The organism is Microbacterium barkeri, from assembly GCF_027921765.1.
Classification (GTDB): Bacteria; Actinomycetota; Actinomycetes; order Actinomycetales; family Microbacteriaceae; genus Microbacterium; species Microbacterium barkeri.
The window spans coordinates 285438-305170 of the sequence record NZ_BSEJ01000001.1; the positions used below are offsets into that span (position 1 = coordinate 285438).

Consider the following 19733-nt stretch of genomic DNA (forward strand, 5'->3'; position numbering starts at 1 on the left):
ACTAACGCCCGATCGCGCCGACTACCCTGAAGGGATGGCCGTTCTGCCGATTCGCATCTGGGGCGATCCCGTCCTGCACGCCCCCGCTTCGCCCGTCGACGAGATCACCGACGAGATCCGCACGCTCGTCCGCGACATGTACGAGACCATGGACGCCGCGCCCGGTGTCGGGCTCGCGGCGCCGCAGGTCGGCGTCGGCCTGCGCATCTACACCTACACCTACGAGGACGACGACGGGAACCCCTGGCGCGGCGAGATCATCAACCCCGAGCTCTGGATGGTGCCGCTCGAGCCGGGCGACCCCGACGAGGACCTCGAGTCGGAGGGCTGCCTCTCGTTCCCCGGCGAGCGCTTCCCGCTGCGGCGTTCCGACCGGGTCGTCGTCACGGGGATCGACCTCGAGGGTGCTCCGGTCCGCATCGAGGTCGACGGATGGCGCGCGCGCATCATGCAGCACGAGTTCGACCACCTCGAGGGCGTCGTCTACGTCGACCGCCTCTCCGAGCGGGACTGGAAGACGGCGCAGAAGATCTCGAAGAAGCGCGGGTGGGGCCGTCCTGGCGTGAGCTGGATGCCCGGCGTCGACGACCTCGACGCCTGAGCGCCGCCGCGCGGAAGGGCTCTTTTGAGCCTGCTCGCTTTGCGCGAGGATCGAGGCGACGCGTAGCGTTCTGAGTGGGGTGCGGGCGTGAGGCTTCTGGTGCCCCGACCTACGCACACAGGAGAGTGACCCCATGATTCGCACCAACCCGACCCGTCGTGTCCTCGTCGCGGGTGCCGCCGTCGCCCTGGCCTTCTCGCTCGGCGGGTGCTCGAGCATCGCCAACCTGCTCAACGGCGAGACCGCCGCGCGCGACGAGGAGACGCAGGAAGTCACCGAGGGCGGCACGGTCGACGTCTTCTCGCTCGAGGTCGGCGACTGCACCGGCGCCACCGCCGAAGGCGAGGTGACCGACATCGAGGTCGTCCCGTGCGACGAGCCGCACGACTCCGAGGTCTACCACGAGTTCGAGATGGAGGACGGCGAGTGGCCCGGCGAGGCCGCCGTCGACACCGCGGCGGAGGAAGGCTGCACGGGCGAGGCGTTCGAGGCCTTCATCGGGCTCCCCTACGACCAGTCCGAGCTCTACGTGACCTACCTCACGCCGCTCGAGGACACGTGGAGCGACCCCTCGGTCGCCGACCGGCTCATCCAGTGCATGGCCTACATGCCCGGCGAGGAGCTCACCGGAACGCTGCGCGATTCCAACCGCTGAGCGCAAGGGCGTTTCGCTCGCCCCCGTGCCCGCCTACGGTGGGGCGCATGGCCTCGCACCATCCGCGCCCGCCGCAGGCGGCACCATCCGCCCCCATCGAGGACTACGCACTCGTCGGCGACCTCCACACCGCGGCGCTCGTCTCGCGGACGGGCAGCGTCGACTGGCTCTGCCTGCCGCGCTTCGACTCCTCCTCTCTGTTCGCCGCGCTCCTGGACGACGAGCGCGCGGGCCGCTGGTCTCTCCGCCCTGTCGACGAGACGGCGACGTCGAGACGCTCGTACATCGACGACACCTTCGTTCTGCGGACCACCTGGCAGACTCCCGACGGCGAGGCCGAGGTGCTCGACTTCATGCCGCTCGGCGACAGCCGGCCCAATCTCGTGCGGCGCATCCGCGGGCTGCGCGGCTCGGTCGAGTTCTCGGAGCGGTTCGCGGTGCGATTCGACTACGGCGCCGCCCTTCCCTGGGTCCGTCAGATCGAGTACGGAGACCGACCCGCGATCCTCGCGACAGCGGGGCCCGACTCGATCATCCGGCGCGGGCCGCGTGTGCGGGCGCAGGGCCTCGAGCACCGCGGTGAGCACGCGGTGTCGGAGGGGCAGACGATCGACATCGTGCTCACGTGGTACCCGTCGCATCGTCGTCCGCCGAAGCCGCTCGACGTCGACGCAGCGCTCGATCTGACACTCGACTGGTGGCGCGAGTGGGCGCGACGCAGTGCGCCGCCTGCCCCGTACGCGCAGGAGGTGCGGCGCTCGCTGCTCGTCCTCCGGGCGCTCACCGACGAGGACACCGGCGGCATCTCGGCGGCCGCCACGACGAGCCTGCCCGAGACCGAGGGCGGCGTGCGCAACTGGGACTACCGGTACGTCTGGCTGCGCGACGCGGCGCTCACGATCGCCGTGCTGCTGACGCACGGCTACCGCGAGGAGGCGGAGGAATGGCGCGGATGGCTGCTGCGCGCCATCGCCGGGGATCCTGCGGATGTGCAGATCATGTACGGGATCGGGGGCGAGCGCCGCCTGCCGGAGTTCGAGCTCGAAGGACTGCGCGGCCATGGCGGCGCTCGACCGGTGCGCATCGGCAACGGCGCATACCGGCAGCGTCAATGGGACATCTTCGGCGAGGTCATGGTGGCGCTGCACGGCGCTCGCGTCGCAGGCCTTGAGGAGACAGCCGCGTCGTGGCCGCTGCAGCGGGCGCTGCTGGCGTTCCTCGCCGACAACTGGCAGCGGCCGGATCACGGGATCTGGGAGATCCGCGGCGACGAGCGGCACTTCACGCACTCCCGCGCGATGGTCTGGGCCGCCTTCGATCGCGGGGCGCGCGGTGTGCGCGAGTTCGGCCTGCCCGGTGACGCGGACCGGTGGCAGGAGCTCGCCGACACCATCCGCGCGGAGATCCTCGCGCGCGGATTCGACGAGCGGCGCGGCTCGTTCCGGCAGCACTACGACACCGACGAGGTCGACGCCGCGCTGCTCCAGCTGCCGCAGATCGGATTCCTCCCTCCGGACGACGAGCGCATGACGGGCACGGTGGCCGCGATCGAAGAGGACCTCATGGCGGACGGACTGCTGCTGCGCTATCGGACCTCGTCCGGGGTCGACGGTCTCGCGGGCGAGGAGCATCCGTTCCTCGCGTGCTCCTTCTGGCTCGTCGAGCAGTACGCGGGATCGGGGCGCCTCGACGACGCCGAGGCGCTCATGGCACGAGCGCTGGAGGCCGTCAACGACGTGGGCCTGCTCGCCGAGGAGTACGACCCCGTGCGCCGTCGGCAGATGGGCAACACCCCGCAGGCGCTCTCCCACCTCGCGCTGGTCCGCGCCGCGGACGCGATCGACATCGCGCGACGCGGGCGCGACGACCTTGCCCCGCACGTGCGCGGCGAGAGCGAAGGCGATGCGGAGGCGACCGGCACGCGCGAGAAGGAGCCGACGCCCGCCGAGGCGCGCGAGAGCTCGGGGACGCCTCTGCCCGCTCGCGACCCGGTCGAGTGACCGGTCAGCCCGCCGCGGTCCCCCATCCGTCGGGGCCCGCGCTGCCGGCCGCATACTCCTCGAGCGGCACGAGCCCGTCGCGCCACGCATCGAGAACCGGGGCGACGATGCGCCAGCACTCCTCCGCGATGTCGCCGCGGACCGAGAGCAGCGGGTCGCCGTCGAGGATGCCCTCGAGCACCTGCCCGTACGGGAGGAGGTCGCCCGGGGCCTTGTCGGTGGACAGGCGCGTCTGCTCGAGAGTGAACGGATCGCCGCTCCCGTTCATGGAGAGGTCGAGGGCGACCTCGCCCGAGAGCAGGTCGAGCACGATGCTGTCGCTCTTCGGCTCGCCGATGAAGCCCGGGATCTCCGGCGCCGGCTTGAAGCGGACGGTCACCGTGGTGCGATCGGCCGAGATGGCCTTGCCCGACCGGAGGACGAACGGCACCCCGCGCCAGCGCGGCGTGTCGACGGCGCACGTGATCTGAGCGAGCGTCTCGGTCTCGCGGGCCGGGTCCACACCCTCTTCGTCGACGTAGGACGGGAGGTCCCTCTCCCCCACGCGCCCGGCCGTGTACCGCGCGCGCTTCGACGCGGCGACGGGGTCGTCGTCCCAGACGCGAGTGCTGCGCAGCACCTGCGCGATGTTGGAGCGGAGCTCGGCCTGGTCGAGTCGCGGGAGCGGCTCCAGCGCGACGAGCGACAGCACCTCGAGCAGGTGGCTCTGGAGCATGTCGACGAGGGCGCCCGCGCTGTCGTAGTACCCGCCACGGCCCTCGAGCGCGAGCGTCTCGTCGAAGACGATCTCGACGCGCTCGACATGCTCGGCACGCCATGCGCCCTCGAGCACGCGATTCGCGAACCGCAGGCCCAGCACGTTCAGCACCATCGACATCCCGAGGAAGTGGTCAATGCGGAAGATCTGCTCCTCGGGGACGAGCAGCGTGAGCAGGCGATTGAGACGCCTCGCGCTCTCGAGGTCGGTGCCGAACGGCTTCTCGAGAGCGAGTCGCGTGCCCTCGGGCAGCTCGACCTCGCGCAGCGCCTCGCAGACCTTGGCGCTCACCGCGGGCGGCAGCGCGAAGTAGATGACGGGCGTGTGCGCGCACGCATCGAGGAGGCGCTTCAGGACCTCGGCGCTCGTCGCGTCGGCGGGGATGTACTCGGTGGAATCGAGGAGCGCGTCGGGGTCGGCTCCGACGTCGGCGGCCTCGAAGCTCGTGCGGACGATCTCGTCCCACACATCGCTGCGGTCATCGAGGCCCGCCCCGATCACCTGGACGTCGTACTCGCGTCGGGTGAGAAGGCTCGCCAGCCCGGGCAGCAGGAGCCGCTTCGTGAGATCGCCGCCTGCGCCGAGGATGAGGATGCTCGCACTCGTCTTGGTCATGCCTGCGACGCTATCGAGAGCGCGCCGCGCGCGTCGAGGGGTTGCGCGAGCGCGTGTCGGTTGGCGCCGAGTGTGTTCGCTGGCGCCGAGAGGGGCGGCGGCGGTGCCGCGCTCGGCGCGGGTTCGGCGCCTCGCGCGGGGGTGCGGCGCTCGGTGCAACGGCACGGGGCCGGCCGGAGACTCCCGACCGGCCCCGCATCCGCGCGCGATGTCAGCCGCAGCTGGCGGCCTCGGTCGGGATGTCGCGCTGCACCTCGACCTGCTCTCCGTCCACGGTCGCCGTCGCCGTGACCGTCAGTGAGCCCGCGTCGACCTGCGAGTGCCGCGTGTTGATCGCGGCCGACCTCGCGGCACCGGGATCGACGGCGCCCAGCTCACGCCGTCCGAACGCGGACTCGACGACGAAGGTCGCCGCGACATCGTCCTCGTTCACCACCCGCACGGTCTGCATGATCTGCTTGCCGGCCAGGCAGCGGTCGAGCACCTCGACGGTGAAGGCGAGCGCGTCGTCCGCCGCGAACGCCCAGTTGTCCACCTCCAGCAGATCAGCGTCCGCTGCCGCGCCATCCGCCCCGGCGAAGACGAAGAACACGTCGTGCTCGCCGGTCGCGCCGGTGACCGGCGCCTCGACCGTCGTCCACTCCCCGAGCGTGCCGTCGACGGGGATCTCCGCGACGACCTGTCCGTCGACATCGTCCAGGCGCACCTGGACGCTGGCGCCTTCGACGAGCGGCTTGACCCGTGTGGACACCGTCTTCGCCCCGTCGCCGAAGTCCACGCCGGCGACCGCGGCGAAGTCGCCGTCGTTCACGTCGGCGAGCAGCATGTTGCCGCCGCCGTTGTGCTCGGGGAACTCCACCGACGGGGCGTCGGCCTGCTCGGTGCTGATGCCGAGCTGCCACGCGAGCGTCTCCGCCTCGAACGTGCGATACGGATCGAAGCTCTCGACCTGATCGACGCCCGCGCGCGTGCCCTGGACCGGCTTGATCGTGCCGTCCTCGTTGAACTCGAGCTTGTCGATGTGGACCGACCGGTACCCCTGGGTGGCACCCGGCGTGCCGAGTGCGGCGGCCCACGCGGCACCGCGGGTCTGGGCGTGGTAGGTGAGGTACGTCTCGCCCTTGAACGTGAACATGTCCGAGTGGTTGTTGCCGCCGTTGCCCGCGCCGAAGTGCACGGCGGGGTTCTGGAACGCCACACCCGCGTACTTCGCGGAGGACAGGTCCATCGGATCGTCCGTCATCATGTACGCGATCGCCCCGCGCTCGGGGTACTTGCCGGGCTCGGGCGTGACCTGGAAGTTCGACGAGTACGAGTAGTAGTACCGGCCATCGTGCTTGAACATGCTCGAGGCCTCGAAGATGCCCGGGGCATCGATCTCGACGGGGTCGCCGGCGAGCGTCACCATGTCGTCTTCCAGCTTGGCCACGCGCGTCGACTTCGGGTTCTGGGGCCCCTGCTGGTTGGGGCTCGTGCCGATGACCGAGTTGCCGCCGAAGTACAGGTACCCCTGACCGTCGTCGTCGATGAACACCTCGGGGTCGAACAGCCACATGCCCGCGGGGAAGCCGCCGTTCGCGATGTACTCGGGCGAGACCGTGTCGGGGATGATCTTCTTGCCCACCGGGTCCGTCCAGGGGCCGAGCGGCGACCCTCCGACGACGACCGCGGTTCCTGTGCCGCTGTCGCAGAAGTAGAGGTAGACCTTGCCATCCTTCTCGATGGCCGCGGGCGCCCACGAGTTGCGCGCCCACGGAGCCGCACCTCCCTCGCGTGCGATCGGAACGCTGCCGTGGTCGACCCAGTTGACCATGTCGCTGGTCGACATGACGTTCAGACGGGTGATCGCTCCGTAGCCGTTCGGCTGAGTCGGGAGTCCGTTCGCGTCCTTGCTGTTCGCCTCGTACTGCTGGGTGTCGTCCGTGGAGTAGATGTAGAGCCGGCCGTTGTAGATCAGGTGGTGCGGATCGGCCCCGAACTTGTGCCCCACGAGGGGGTTGTGGTCGCCGATCGGCTTCGTCTGGACCGACTCCAGGTTCGTGTACGCCGGCGCCTCAGGAGCGTCGGCGATCTTCACCAGCGAGAGCTCGTCGACCTTGAAATCCTGAAGGGCCGACGACCCCCACGGCGTCTCGACGAAGAACCACGACGCGGCGACGTGACGATCCTCGGCCGTGAACTCCCGCGTGAACGTTCCCCACCGGCCCTTGGTGAACGAGTTCCCGTAGTCGACGCACCCGTTGAAGTTCGACGGGCAGAACGTGAAGTTGAACTGCTGTGCGGCGGCACCCTCGTCGTACTTGAGCTTCCCGGTCATGCGGTACGTCGCGCCGAGCTCGAGCTTCCCCTGGACGTCGGCGAACGGGCCTGACTGCGTGTTCTCGCGATTCGTCACCGAGAGCGAGTGCGCGCCGCTCGCGGCGTCGTCGCTGAGGGCGAGCGTGCCACCGCGCTGGCTGGTCCAGCCGGAGGCATCCTCCACGAATCGCCCATCCGGCAGGAGGCTGCCGGGAACGGCGGGCGGCTCCGGCGCGGTGCCGAGTTCCGCCGGGACGGGCGCCGCGACGGCCTCCGGTGCCGCATAGGCGACCTGGCCGGCCAGCGTGACCGACGACGCGATCAGCGTCGCGATGCCGAGAGCCGCCGCTGCGCGGCGTCGCCGCCCGCGGGGACGGATGTGTCGTGATCTCACTTGCTGCACTCCTTTGTCCATGGTGGATGTCACGGGGGTCGTGCCTCGCGCATGGCCCGAGAAGGCGCACGAAGGCAGCGGGATCCGGAGATCCCGCAAGCGGTTCAGGCGCCGTGGTGACCCTCGCGACGGATCGATATCGTTTTCGTCGATGGCACTTCTGCACCCTCCTCCTCGAGGTGCACACGACCGCGTCGGCGCCTGCCTGGATGTTACCGGGAACAATGTGCGGGGAGCAAGCCTCGAACAATGCGTGGGGGGAGCAAGCCTCCGCGACGCCGATTCCCCCGGGATGCGGGTGACACGCTGAAGCGCCGAGGGCAAAGGGAAAGGGCCCGTCCGATGGACGGGCCCTTCTCAGCTCCCCGGCTTGGACTCGAACCAAGAACCTGCCGGTTAACAGCCGGCTGCTCTGCCAATTGAGCTACCGAGGATCACTCGCCGCCCCGCGGGGCAACTCCCCTAGCTTAGCAAACGCGCGAGCGCACACGGAAACCGAGCCGTGCACGCGGGCGTGTCGTCACGCGATGAGCAGCGTCTCGGTGCTCTTCATGCCCGGCGTCCAGTCCAGATGCTCGGCGTCGCCGGCGGCCACCACGTGCCCCGAGCGCAGGATGAGGCGATCGGCGTCGAGCTCGCGCGCGAGGTCCGCATCGTTCGTCACGAGCAGCGCGGCCATCCCCCACTCCTGCTGACGGCGGATGATCGCGTCGAAGATGACGTGCCGCACCTCGAGCCCGATGTTGGCGAGTGGCTCGTCGGCGATGAGCACCCGCGGATCGAGGATGAGCGCGCGCGCGAACGCGACGCGCTGGCGCATGCCGGCGCTCAGCTCGTACGGGAACTTCGAGGCCGCGCCGAGCGGCAGGTGCATCTCGTCGAGCAGCGCAGCCACGCGCACCGCGAGGGCCCGCTGATTCACGCGCCGGTCTCGTGACGTGATCGGCTCCGTGATGACCTCGGAGACGGTCAGGCGCGACGGCAGGGCGGCTCCCCCGCCCTGCGGCACGTAGCCCGTGCGATACGTCAGCACGCGGTGCGCGCGACCGGGGCGACGCACCGAGATGCCCGTGACGAACGCGTCGCCTCCCGACACGGCGATCGAGCGGTCGCGCGTCCCGGCGAGGACGGACGCCAGGCTCGACTTGCCCGATCCGGTCGGGCCGGAGACGCACAGCGTCCCGCCGACGGGAAGCGTCGCGGTCACGCCGTCCACGGCGCGGATGGCCTGGCCGCGGCCCGAGCGGGACACGCTCAGGTCGACGCAGCGGACGGCGTTCTCGGTGTCGTCGGGCACGCGCATTGTTCCATCCTGCCTTGCCGTCTAGAACTCGTCGAGCAGCTGGCGCCGCTCGATGTCGAGATCGCGCAGCCGCACGCGCACGGCGCGGCCCTCCTCGGACTCGGGAGCCACCCGCTGCACCGCTCCGAGCAGCTCGTTCTTCTCGGCATCGATCGCCCGCAGGACGATGCGACGGCACAGATCGTTCACCGAGAGCACGGCGCGCTCCTCGTTGAGCGCCGGGAAGTCGCGCGTGATGAGCTCGGCCGCGAGCGAGCGGTAGGGCTCCCGCACCATCTCGACCGCGGCGACCGACCATCCGATCTTCGTGCGGTCGACGGCCTCGACCGCCACCCGCACCGCCTCGAGAGCCGGCGTGCGGAACGGCAGCGAGAGCGCGCGATGCAGGAGATTCGGCTCGACGCGGTGCCCGTACTGGAGGATGCCCGTGAGCGCGTCGCGCTCGATGGCCGTGTCGGTGCCCCGCGGCAGCGTCGCGAGCGACACGCGCACCACGGGCACGGCGTCACCTTCGGGCACCTCTGTCCGGGCCGGCTCCGGGCGGCGCTGCGCGTCGCCCGACGTCTGCCGTGCGGCGCGCTCGACCTCCCCGTGGACGTCGGTCGGATCCATGCCCAGTCGCCGGGCGAGGACGCGCTCGTAGCCGGGGCGCAGAAGCCGGTCGCGGATCTCGGCCACGATGGGCGCCGCGGCGCGCAGGGCGCCGACACGGCCCTCCACCGTCCCGAGGTCGAACCGCGAGACGGCGCGGTCGATCACGAACTCGAACATCGGGACCTTGTGGTCGACGAGACTGCGCACCGCACCGTCGCCTCGCTGCAGGCGCAGGTCGCACGGATCGAGTCCGTCGGGGGCGACCGCGACGAAGGTCTGCGCGCTGAAGCTCTTCGCGTCGGTGAAGGCGCGGATGGCGGCCTTCTGGCCTGCGGCGTCTCCGTCGAAGGTGAACACCACCTCGCCCGAGGCAGAGGAGTCGCCCAAGACGCGGCGCAGCACCGTGACGTGCTCGGCCCCGAAGGCCGTGCCGCACGTTGCGATCGCGGTCGTGACGCCCGCGAGGTGGCACGCCATGACGTCGGTGTAGCCCTCGACGACCACGACCCGCCGAGGGTCGCCGCGCGAGATGTCGCGCTTCGCGAGGTCCAGGCCGTAGAGCACCTGCGACTTCTTGTAGATGGGCGTCTCGGGGGTGTTGAGGTACTTCGGGCCCTGGTCGTCGTCGTAGAGCTTGCGCGCGCCGAACCCGACGGTCTGGCCGGTCACATCCCGGATGGGCCAGATCACGCGCCCGCGGAACCGGTCGTAGACGCCTCCGCGCTGATTCGTGGAGACGAGCCCCGCCGTCGTCAGCTCCTCGCGCGTGAAGCCCTTCGCCGTGAGCGCGTCGAGCATGTGGTCCCAGCCCTTGGGGGCGTATCCGACACCGAAGTGCGCCGCCGCGCCCGCATCGAACCCGCGCTCCCCCAGGAAGCGGCGCGCGGCATCCGCTTCGGGCGACATGAGCTGCGCGCGGAAGAACTCCGCAGCGGCGGCGTTCGCGGCGAACAGGCGTGCGCGGCCGCTCGTCTCGGGCGCGGGCCCGCCGTCCTCGTAGTGCAGCGTGTAGCCGATGCGCGCGGCCAGCTTCTCCACGGCCTCCGTGAACGAGACGTGGTCCATCTCGCGCAGGAAGGTGTAGACGTCGCCCGACTCGCCGCAGCCGAAGCAGTGGTAGAAGCCCACCTGAGGGCGCACGTGGAAGCTCGGGCTCTTCTCGTCGTGGAAGGGGCAGAGCCCCTTGAGCGACCCCACGCCCGCGGACTTCAGCGCGACCCGCTCCCCGATGATGTCGGCGATGTTCGTCCGGGCCTTGACCTCGTCGACGTCGGCCTGCCGGATGCGCGGCATCAGGCCACCTGCGACGCGCGTGCGGCCTTCGAGGGCGCCCCGCGGCGCGCGTGACGAGGGGCCCAGATGCCGACCTCGGCGGGGTCGACCTCGCCCACGAGCCGGTTGTGCCACGCGACGGCGGTCTGGTCGGTGAGGGAGGCGACCTGGTCCACGACCACGCGGGTGCGCGCGGCGTCGCTGTCGGCGGCGAGGAAGTCGGCCGCGAACGCCGGCTCGAGGGCGTCGGCGCCGGTCGACCACAGCGCGTCCGTCGAGACCAGGGCGTCTGCGATGCGCTTGAGCACGCGCCGCTGCTCGGCGTAGATGTGCCGGCGCTCGTCGATCGTCACGATCGTCGCGCCCATGAGGCCCTTGAGCACGGCGATCTCGACCTCGATCTCGCGCGGGACGACGACGTGGCCGCCGTATCGCGTGAGCGACGCCGCGGGGTAGGCCGCACGCGTCGCGTCCACCGCGGCGCGGGCGAACCGGCCGATGAGATCGCTCGTGAGGTTCTTCAGGCGGGCCAGGTCGCGCCGTGAGCGATCGAAGGCGCGCATCCACATCGGGATGCGCGTGAGGCGGTAGAGGGCGTCGGCGAGCTCGTCGCGCGGGTAGTCGTATCCGACCCATTGCTGCACCTGGCCGATGAGCGGATGGTGCGCGACCGGATCGCTGACGTGGGCGAGATCGAGGTACCCGTTCACCACCGCGTCCTCGAAGTCGTGCACGGAGTACGCGATGTCGTCGGAGAGGTCCATCACCTCCGCCTCGATGCAGCGCTCCTTGGCCGGGGCGCCCTCGCGCAGCCAGCGGAACACGTCCTCGTCCTCGGGGTACACGCCGAACTTCAGGCGCCCGCCCGGATCGGCCACGGGGTCGGCGACCGTCCACGGGTACTTGCAGGCGGCGTCGAGCGTCGCGCGGGTCAGGTTGAGCCCGTAGGAGCGCTCGTCGTCGAGCACCTTCGACTCGAGCCGGGTGAGGATGCGCAGGCTCTGCGCGTTGCCCTCGAACCCGCCGATCTCGGACGCCCATTCGTTGAGCGCCTTCTCGCCGTTGTGCCCGAAGGGCGGATGGCCCAGGTCGTGGCTGAGGCACGCCGCGTCCACGACGTCCTCCGCGAGCCCGAGCGCGGTGCCGAGCTCGCGCCCGACCTGCGCGACCTCGAGCGAGTGGGTGAGGCGGTTGCGCGCGAAGTCCGCGGGACTCGCGGGACTCAGCACCTGCGTCTTCGCGGCGAGCTGCCGCAGCGCAGCGGAGTGCAGCACGCGCGCACGGTCGCGCGCGAAGTCATCGCGCTGCGAGCGATGCGTCTCGCGGTGGAAGCGCTCGGCATCGGCGTCGGTGTAGCCGGCGGGGCGGGGCGCGGCGCCCGTGCCCTCAGCCGCCACTGGTGTCCAGCTCCGCTTCGCGCAGCTCGCAGCTCGCGGCCTCGCCCAGCTCGCGCGAGTCGAGCCAGCCCTCGGGCAGCACGGGGCGCTTGGGCGTGCCCGCGCGACCGCGCTGGCCCTCCGCGGCCTCGCCCGGATACGGTGCGTCGTGGTCGAGCTCGGCGAGCAGGTCGTCGATCTCGGCGAGACTCGACGCCGTCGCCAGTCGCGCACGCAGGTCGCCGCCCACGGGGTATCCCTTGAAGTACCAGGCGACGTGCTTGCGGATGTCGCGGCATCCGCGATCCTCGTCGTCGAAGAACTCGACGAGCAGCTCCGCGTGGCGGCGGAAGGCCTGCGCAACGAACCCGAGGGTCGCGTCGACCTCGCGTTTCGCCTCGCTGCGCTCGCTCAACGACCGGAGGCCGCTCGCTCCGCTCGCCGAGTGCTTCGCCTCGCTGCGCTCGCTCAACGACCGGAGGCCGCTCGCTCCGCTCGCCGAGTGCTTCGCCTCGCTGCGCTCGCTCAACGACCGGGGGCCGCTCGCTCCGTTCGCCGAGTATCCTCGCGCCCCGAACGCGCGCGCGAGGTCGCCGAACAGCCACGGACGCCCGAGGCACCCTCGCCCGACGACGACCCCGTCGCACCCGGTCTCGTCCATCATCCGCACGGCGTCGTCGGCCGACCAGATGTCGCCGTTGCCGAGCACGGGGATGCTCGTCACGGCCTCCTTGAGCTTCGCGATCGCCGACCAGTCGGCGTGGCCCGAGTAGAACTCCGACGCCGTCCGCGCGTGCAGCGCCACGGCGGCGGCGCCCGCGTCCTCCGCGATGCGGCCCGCATCGAGATACGTGAGGTGATCGGCGTCGATGCCCTTGCGCATCTTCACCGTGAGCGGGATGTGGCCGGCGGCCTCGACCGCCTGCTCGACGATGTCGCGGAAAAGGCCGAGCTTCCAGGGCAGAGCGGACCCGCCGCCCTTGCGCGTGACCTTGGGCACCGGGCAGCCGAAGTTCAGGTCGATGTGGTCGGCCCTGTCCTCCTCGGCGATGATCCGCGCGGCGGCCGCGATCGTCTGGGGGTCGACGCCGTACAGCTGGATCGAGCGCGGCTTCTCGGACTCGTGGTGCCGGATGAGGCGCATCGTCGCGGCGTTGCGCTCGACGAGCGCGCGCGACGTGATCATCTCGCTGACGTAGAGGCCGCCGCCGTACTCGCGGCACAGCCGGCGGAACGCCGTGTTGGTGATGCCGGCCATGGGGGCGAGCACGACGGGCACGCCGATGTCGAGCGGGCCGATCCGCAGCGTGCGCGCAGGGGTGAGGACGGTGGTCACCCCTCGATTCTTCCAGACCCCAGCCGAGGCGGAGCCGAGTGTGCACAGCCGTCTTAGGCTGGGGCCATGACCGCCCCCGATGATCTCCGCCGTATCCCGTTCCGCGACGCGGACGGCGTCGAGAAGACGCTCGCCGACTACGGCGACGGTGTCCTGCTCGTCGTCAACGTCGCGTCGAAGTGCGGCCTCACGCCGCAGTACGAGCAGCTCGAGGCGCTCCAGCGGACCTACGGCGACCGGGGCCTGACGGTGCTCGGCTTCCCGTGCAATCAGTTCCTCGGCCAGGAGCCGGGGTCGCTCGAGGAGATCCTCGACTACTGCGCCACGACGTGGGGCGTCAGCTTCCCGATCCACGAGAAGGTGAACGTCAACGGCGCGCATGCCGCTGCGCTCTACAGGGCGCTCAAGAAGACCCGCGACGGCGTGGGCCTGGCCGGGCCGGTCGCCTGGAACTTCGAGAAGTTCCTCGTGCTCCCCTCGGGAGAGGTGCGCCGGTTCCGGCCGCCGGTCAAGCCGGACGCGCCCGAGATCGTCGAGGCGATCGAGGCCGCGCTCCCCCGCTGATCAGGCGGCGGGCTCTCCCGCCGCACGGCGCTCGGCCCACACCTGGCGTGCGACCTGCGCGAACGCCTGCGGCGGCTGAGCGCCGCTCACGCCGTACTTCCCGTCGATCACGAAGAACGGCACGCCGTTGATGCCGTATGCGCGGGCCTGCTCCTGGTCCCGACGGACGTCGGGCAGGTGGCGACCCGACTCGAGGGCCTCGCGCGCGCCATCCGGATCGAGCCCCGCCTCCGCCGCGATGTCGACGAGGTCGTCGATGCGCCCGACGTGGCGCCCCTCGGTGAAGTAGGCCTGCATGAGGCGCTCGGTCACCTCGAGCTGCCGTCCGTTCGCCTTCGCGTGGTGGATGAGCTCGTGCGCCTTGACCGTGTTCGTGTGCTGGAGGATGTCGAACCGGTACGCGAGCCCCGCCCCCGCCGCGACATCCGTCACGCGCTGGAGCATCTGCTCGACCTGCTCTCGCGCCATGCCCTTGTGGCCGACGAGGAAGTCGAGCTCGGAGCCGTCGAAGTCCACGGGGGTGTCGGGCGCGAGCTCGAACGAGTGGAACGTCACCTCGACGCGCGGCGCGTCGTCGTCGCCGGCCACCTCCGCGAGCCCGGTCTCCAGGTTCCGCTTGCCGATGTAGCACCAGGGGCAGGCGATGTCGCTCCACACGTCGATCTTGATCGCATCCGTCACACCGGATGCAACGGGCCGCGACGCCTCGGCATTCCCCTCACGCCTTCGGCGCGTCGACCGCCCCGCCGTACCGCCGGTCGCGACTGTGGAAGATGCGGATGGCCTCCCACAGGTCCTCGCGCGTGAAGTCCGGCCAGAGGCGGTCGAGGAAGACCATCTCGGCGTACGCGGCCTCCCAGAGCATGAAGTTCGACGTGCGCTGCTCTCCGCTCGAGCGGACGAAGAGGTCGACGTCCGGCATGTCGGGCACGTAGAGCCGCTTCGCGATCGACTTCTCCGAGATCGCCGACGGCTTGAGCCGCCCGGCCCTGACCTCCTCCGCGAGCTCGCGCACGGCGTCGACGATCTCGTACCGGCCGCCGTAGTTCACGCACATCGTGAACGTCATCGTGCGGTTGGAGGCCGTGAGCTTCTCGGCTTCCTGCAGATCCTTGATGACGGAGCCCCACAGTCGCGGCTTGCGCCCGGCCCAGCGGATGCGCACACCCCACTCGTTGAGCTGGTCGCGGTAGCGGTGCAGCACGATCCGGCTGAAGTTCATGAGGAAGCGCACCTCCTCGGGCGAGCGCTTCCAGTTCTCGGTGGAGAACGCGTAGACCGACAGGTGCTTCACCCCCGCCTGCACCGCGCCCGCGACGACGTCGAGCAGCTGCTCGATCCCCTGTCGGTGACCCTCGACGCGCGGCAGGCCCTGCCGGTTCGCCCAGCGGCCGTTGCCGTCCATGACGATCGCGACATGGTGTGGCACCGGACCGGCGAACGCCGGCGGCTGGAGCCCCGTCCAGTCGAGGGGCTTGTACGGCTCGGCGTCGGGGTGGGTGTAGGGCTTGGGGCTCATGTGCTCTCTCGCGGGGTCGTCAACGGTGCTTCTCGACGTGGCTGAACGAGCGGATGGCGCGCTCGAGGTGGAACTGCGCGTACGCCGCGACGAGGCCGGAGGCCGCGGACAGCTCGCCCGCGGGCGTGGCGTCCACGCGCTCCCAGTCGCCCTCGAGAAGCGCCGCGAGGAGGCTCAGGGTGCCCCGGCTCACGCGGGGGCTGCCGGCCGGCGCGCATGCCTCGCACACGACGCCGCCCAGCTGCGCGACGAACCGGTCGTGCGGCCCCGCCGCGCCGCAGCGCGCGCAGTCCTCGAACGAGGGGGCCCATCCGGAGAGCGCCATCGTGCGCAGCAGGTACGAGTCCATGATCGCGTTCGGAGCGTGCTCGCCGCGCGACAGCGAGCGCAGCGCGCCCACGAGCAGGAAGAACTGCTGCGGCGTCGACTCCGCCTCGTTCACGCGGTCGGCCGCCTCGACCATGGCGCTCGCGGCCGTGTAGCGCTCGTAGTCGGCGACGATGTCGGCACCGTAGGCGCCCAGCGAGTCGGCCTGCTGCACGATGTCGAGGCTGCGGCCGATGTAGAACTGCGCGTCGACCACCATGAACGGCTCGAGGCGCGCACCGAACTTCGACGAGGTGCGGCGCACGCCCTTCGCGACGGCGCGCACCCGCCCGTGCTGCTTCGTCAGCAGCGTGACGATGCGGTCGGCCTCGCCCAGCTTGTGGGTGCGGAGCACGACGGCTTCGTCTCGATAGGTGGGCACCGTTCGATTATCGAGCCTGTGCGCGAGGATGGACGCGTGACCGAGCCGCTCTTCGTCATCCCGCTCTGGGCCGACCTCCTCGCCGTCGGCCTCGGCGGCATCCAGGGCGCGCTGTTCGCGTCGGGCTTCCGCGGGCGCGCGCGACTGGACCTCCTCGGCGTCGCGATCATCGGCACGATGATCGGGATGGGCGGAGGGATCATCCGCGACATCCTGCTCGGGCTCGCCCCCGCGACCCTCCAGAACAACTGGTACCTCGTGACCGCCGTGGGCGCCTCGCTCGTCGGCATGCTGCTCGCGGGCATCTTCGACCGCCTGAACAAGGTGATCGTCATGCTCGACGCGGTCGTGATCGGGATGTTCGGCGCGTTCGGCACGGCGAAGGCGATCGCGAACGGCATCCCGCTCATCCCCGCGATCTTCATCGGCGCGTGCGCCGCGGTCGGCGGCAGCGTGATCCGCGACATCGCGATGGGACTCCCGGTCGCGATCATGCACGTCGGGTCGCTCTACGCGGTCGCCGCGGTCGTCGGCAACGCCGCACTCGCGGTCTCGTATGCGCTCGGCCTGCCGATCGTCGCCGCCGCGATCCTCGGCATCGTGCTCACGACGATCATCCGCGTCCTCGCGGTGGTGTTCGACCTCTCGCTGCCGGAGCAGCGGCGCCTCAACCGCCGCCGGGTCGCGCTCGAGACGCGCGAGATCCCTGTCATCTCCGCCGGCGACATCCCCGCGGCGGCCGATCTCGGGCACACCGGCGCGATCATCCTGCCCGACGACATCACGAGGCCGCGCGAGGACGACTGATCCCGCACATGCGGAGCGGGTCGGGCCCGGAGGACCCGACCCGCTCCGATGTCGCCGGATCAGGCGCCGACGAGCTCGCCCTCGCGGGCGCGGATCGACCGGTTGACGGCCGAGATGATCGCCTTGAGCGATGCCGTCGAGATGTCGCCGTCGATGCCGACGCCCCACAGGCGCTCGCCGTCGACCTGCAGCTCGACGTAGGCGGCCGCCTGCGCGTCGGCCGAGGCGCTCATCGCGTGCTCGACGTAGTCGTAGAGCGTGACGTCGATGCCCTGCTCGCGCACGATCTCGAGGAACGCGGCGATGGGTCCGTTGCCCGCGGCAGACGCCTCGACCGTCGCATCGCCGTCGCGGAGCGTCACCGAGAGCGTGCCCTCACCCGACGCGTCGCGGTTCGAGCGGGTTCCGAGCAGCTCGAACCGGCCCCAGCGCTGCTCGTCGACGGGCGACGGCAGGTACTCGTCCTGGAAGATCGCCCAGATCTGGTCGCTCGTGACCTCGCCGCCCTCCTGATCGGTCTTCGCCTGGACGACGCCGGAGAACTCGATCTGCAGCTTGCGCGGCAGGTCGAGCGCGTGGTCGGCCTTCAGGAGGTACGCGACGCCGCCCTTGCCGGACTGCGAGTTGACGCGGATGACGGCCTCGTAGGAGCGCCCCAGGTCCTTCGGGTCCACCGGCAGATACGGGACGGCCCACTCGATCTCGTCGACCGAGACGCCCTGGGCCTTCGCCTGCGCGTCCATGGCCTCGAAGCCCTTCTTGATCGCATCCTGGTGCGATCCGCTGAACGCGGTGAACACGAGGTCGCCGGCCCACGGGCTGCGCTCGGGAACCGGCAGCTGGTTGCAGTACTCGACCGTGCGCTTGACCTGGTCGATGTCGCTGAAGTCGATCTGCGGGTCGATCCCCTGCGTGAACATGTTGATGCCCAGTGCGACGAGGTCGACGTTGCCCGTGCGCTCGCCGTTGCCGAACAGGCAGCCCTCGATGCGGTCGGCGCCCGCCAGGTACCCCAGCTCGGCCGCGGCGACGGCCGTCCCGCGGTCGTTGTGCGGGTGCAGCGACAGGATCACGTTCTCGCGGTTGTCGAGGTGACGGCTCATCCACTCGATCGAGTCCGCGTACACGTTCGGCGTCGTCATCTCGACCGTCGCCGGCAGGTTGAGGATGATCTTGCGCTCGGGCGTCGGCACGAGCACCTTCATGACCTCGTTGCAGATCTCGACGGCGAACTCGAGCTCGGTGCCGGTGTACGACTCGGGCGAGTACTCGTAGTAGACCGTCGTCTCGGGAACGGTCTCCTCGTACTGCTTGCACCAGCGCGAGCCGGCCAGGGCGATGTCGATGATGCCCTGCTTGTCGGTGCGGAACACGACCTCGCGCTGGAGCACGCTCGTCGAGTTGTAGAGGTGCACGATCGCCTGCTTCGCGCCCTTGATCGCCTCGTAGGTGCGGGCGATGAGGTGCTCGCGCGCCTGCGTGAGGACCTGGATCGTCACATCCTCGGGGATGAGATCCTCTTCGATGAGCTGGCGCACGAAGTCGAAGTCGGTCTGGCTGGCCGACGGGAAGCCGACCTCGATCTCCTTGTATCCCATCTTGACGAGGAGATCGAACATCACGCGCTTGCGCTCGGGGCTCATGGGATCGATGAGCGCCTGATTCCCGTCGCGCAGGTCGACGGCGCACCACCGGGGCGCCTTCTCGATGCGCTTGCCCGGCCACGTGCGGTCCGGGAGGTCCACGGCGATCTGCTCGTGGAACGGCCGATAGCGGTGGATCGGCATGGCGCTGGGCTTCTGGTTGTTCTTCATGATCGATGCTTCTTCCGGGTTCTGCAGACGAGATCGGGCCGACAGAAAGCTCCGCGACGAGGGGCCCTAGATCGAGATCTCGTCGCGGCAGCTAAGAAGAAGCAGACCGCCACAGCGCATGCATCTACCGTAACACGCAGAGTGCACAGTCGGAGCCGCGAGTTTCCCCTCTTGCTTGAGCACTCTGATCTACGGCGACGCGGCTTGCAGAGCAGGCTGCTTCACTCAGCCCGCGACGATGTCGGGTAGGCGCTCGAATACGTCGCCCACGCCCCCGAAGTGGCTCGTGCCCGCGCGCACGAGGAGGAAGCCGATGATCCCGATGATCCAGGCGGTCATCTCGCCTGCCTGCCGGGTGAGCCAGGCGTTCACGCGACGCAGGAGCGGCTCCACCGCGGCATGCGCGACCATGCGCAGCACGAGGAGCGCGAGCGCGGGGGCCACCATGACGAGGCAGTAGGCGGCGAGCAGGCCGAGGTGCGCGGCGGGCGGCAGCCGGGCGGCGTCCATGATCCCGATCGCCATGAGGTACGGCAGCAGGGTGGCGATCTCGATCGCCGTCGCGGCGAGAGCGAGCAGGATGAGCGGGCGGATGGGCCCGTTCTCCGCTCCGACGGCGCGCTCGCGCCAGGCGAGCAGGCGCGGCGACGGACCGGCGTCCTTCCTCGTCCCGGTGAGGATCGCGCCGGCGAGCAGCACGCCGCCCACGACGAGCATCGCGATCGCGCCGCCGTCCGACGCAAGCCAGTCCCGGATCCCGTCGAGGAGGAGGCGGGCCCCGATCGACAGCAGGACGCCCATCGCCAGGTAGAACCCCGCCACCGTCGCGAGATAGGCGAGCATGCGCGAGGGGCGGGGCCGCGAGCTCGCGAGCAGCAGCCAGAGGGGGATGAGCAGCGTGCCGAAGCTCGTCGAGTCGGCGAGGGCGAGCAGCGCGAGGGTGCCGATCGTCGTGATGTCCATGTCGACAGCGTCGCGTGATGCCCGCAGGCGCGCATCGGCCGAAGGTGGCGGTCTCCGCGCCGCCGTCTCCGTCTTTCGGAGGAGGGCGAGCAGCCGGATCGATGCTGGGATGGGAGC

General features: G+C 70.5%; 16 protein-coding genes and 1 tRNA gene. 5 read left to right on the forward strand and 12 right to left on the reverse strand.

The window, feature by feature from the left end:
* The first annotated feature begins 34 nt into the window (after nucleotides 1–34).
* The 3 genes from def (at nucleotide 35) to PKE79_RS01470 (ending at nucleotide 3256) form a co-directional block, all read left to right on the forward strand.
* Complete coding sequence (def, locus tag PKE79_RS01460) at nucleotides 35–601, forward strand: peptide deformylase (protein ID WP_271171882.1); 567 nt, start codon at nucleotides 35–37, stop codon at nucleotides 599–601.
* 133 nt (nucleotides 602–734) lie between these two features.
* A complete protein-coding gene (locus PKE79_RS01465; RefSeq protein WP_271171883.1) occupies nucleotides 735–1256 on the forward strand; it encodes a septum formation family protein in 522 nt (173 codons plus the stop codon).
* Nucleotides 1257–1303: 47 nt separating this feature from the next.
* On the forward strand, nucleotides 1304–3256 hold the full coding sequence (locus PKE79_RS01470; protein ID WP_271171884.1) for a glycoside hydrolase family 15 protein: 1953 nt from the start codon (nucleotides 1304–1306) through the stop codon (nucleotides 3254–3256).
* A gap of 4 nt (nucleotides 3257–3260) precedes the next feature.
* Here PKE79_RS01470 and PKE79_RS01475 read toward each other — a convergent pair whose 3' ends face one another.
* The 7 genes from PKE79_RS01475 to dusB all read right to left on the reverse strand — a co-directional run bounded on the left by PKE79_RS01475 (nucleotide 3261) and on the right by dusB (nucleotide 13201).
* Nucleotides 3261–4628: a glucose-6-phosphate dehydrogenase gene (locus tag PKE79_RS01475; protein WP_271171885.1), complete on the reverse strand. Its 1368-nt coding sequence runs from the start codon at nucleotides 4626–4628 to the stop codon at nucleotides 3261–3263.
* Nucleotides 4629–4839: 211 nt separating this feature from the next.
* Nucleotides 4840–7320, reverse strand: a complete 2481-nt coding sequence (locus tag PKE79_RS01480; protein WP_271171886.1) for a family 43 glycosylhydrolase — start codon at nucleotides 7318–7320, stop codon at nucleotides 4840–4842.
* A 361-nt stretch (nucleotides 7321–7681) separates the two neighbouring features.
* Nucleotides 7682–7754, reverse strand: a tRNA-Asn gene (locus tag PKE79_RS01485).
* Nucleotides 7755–7840: 86 nt separating this feature from the next.
* The gene (locus PKE79_RS01490) at nucleotides 7841–8623 is read right to left on the reverse strand and encodes an ATP-binding cassette domain-containing protein (RefSeq protein WP_271171887.1); all 783 of its coding nucleotides are present in this window, start codon (nucleotides 8621–8623) and stop codon (nucleotides 7841–7843) included.
* A gap of 21 nt (nucleotides 8624–8644) precedes the next feature.
* On the reverse strand, nucleotides 8645–10510 hold the full coding sequence (gene dnaG / locus PKE79_RS01495) for a DNA primase (protein WP_271171888.1): 1866 nt from the start codon (nucleotides 10508–10510) through the stop codon (nucleotides 8645–8647).
* Entirely contained in the window at nucleotides 10510–11886 is a 1377-nt protein-coding gene (locus PKE79_RS01500; RefSeq protein WP_271171889.1) for a deoxyguanosinetriphosphate triphosphohydrolase, read from the reverse strand. Before PKE79_RS01500 ends, dnaG begins: the two co-directional genes overlap by 1 nt.
* Nucleotides 11876–13201 (reverse strand): tRNA dihydrouridine synthase DusB, encoded by a 1326-nt coding sequence (gene dusB / locus PKE79_RS01505; protein WP_271171890.1) that lies wholly within the window; start codon nucleotides 13199–13201, stop codon nucleotides 11876–11878. The genes PKE79_RS01500 and dusB overlap by 11 nt, the downstream gene beginning before the upstream one ends.
* 66 nt (nucleotides 13202–13267) lie before the next feature.
* On the opposite strand from dusB, the gene PKE79_RS01510 reads away from it, so the two are divergent.
* On the forward strand, nucleotides 13268–13765 hold the full coding sequence (locus PKE79_RS01510; protein WP_271171891.1) for a glutathione peroxidase: 498 nt from the start codon (nucleotides 13268–13270) through the stop codon (nucleotides 13763–13765).
* Here PKE79_RS01510 and PKE79_RS01515 read toward each other — a convergent pair whose 3' ends face one another.
* From PKE79_RS01515 to recO, 3 genes are read right to left on the reverse strand one after another with little or no spacing between them, the layout of a single operon-like run.
* Nucleotides 13766–14446: a DsbA family oxidoreductase gene (locus tag PKE79_RS01515; protein ID WP_271171892.1), complete on the reverse strand. Its 681-nt coding sequence runs from the start codon at nucleotides 14444–14446 to the stop codon at nucleotides 13766–13768.
* 37 nt (nucleotides 14447–14483) lie between these two features.
* Nucleotides 14484–15284, reverse strand: coding sequence for an isoprenyl transferase (locus PKE79_RS01520; protein ID WP_271171893.1), 801 nt, complete (start codon nucleotides 15282–15284; stop codon nucleotides 14484–14486).
* Nucleotides 15285–15303: 19 nt separating this feature from the next.
* Nucleotides 15304–16032, reverse strand: coding sequence for a DNA repair protein RecO (recO, locus tag PKE79_RS01525; RefSeq protein WP_271171894.1), 729 nt, complete (start codon nucleotides 16030–16032; stop codon nucleotides 15304–15306).
* 36 nt (nucleotides 16033–16068) lie between these two features.
* Here recO and PKE79_RS01530 point away from each other — a divergent pair, with 36 nt between their 5' ends.
* Entirely contained in the window at nucleotides 16069–16839 is a 771-nt protein-coding gene (locus PKE79_RS01530; RefSeq protein ID WP_271171895.1) for a trimeric intracellular cation channel family protein, read from the forward strand.
* A 59-nt stretch (nucleotides 16840–16898) separates the two neighbouring features.
* Here the strand turns inward: PKE79_RS01530 and leuA are convergent, their stop codons facing one another.
* Together leuA and PKE79_RS01540 are read right to left on the reverse strand one after the other, a co-directional pair.
* On the reverse strand, nucleotides 16899–18653 hold the full coding sequence (leuA, locus tag PKE79_RS01535) for a 2-isopropylmalate synthase (protein WP_271171896.1): 1755 nt from the start codon (nucleotides 18651–18653) through the stop codon (nucleotides 16899–16901).
* Nucleotides 18654–18878: 225 nt separating this feature from the next.
* Nucleotides 18879–19616, reverse strand: a complete 738-nt coding sequence (locus tag PKE79_RS01540) for a GAP family protein (protein ID WP_271171897.1) — start codon at nucleotides 19614–19616, stop codon at nucleotides 18879–18881.
* Nucleotides 19617–19733 lie beyond the last annotated feature (117 nt).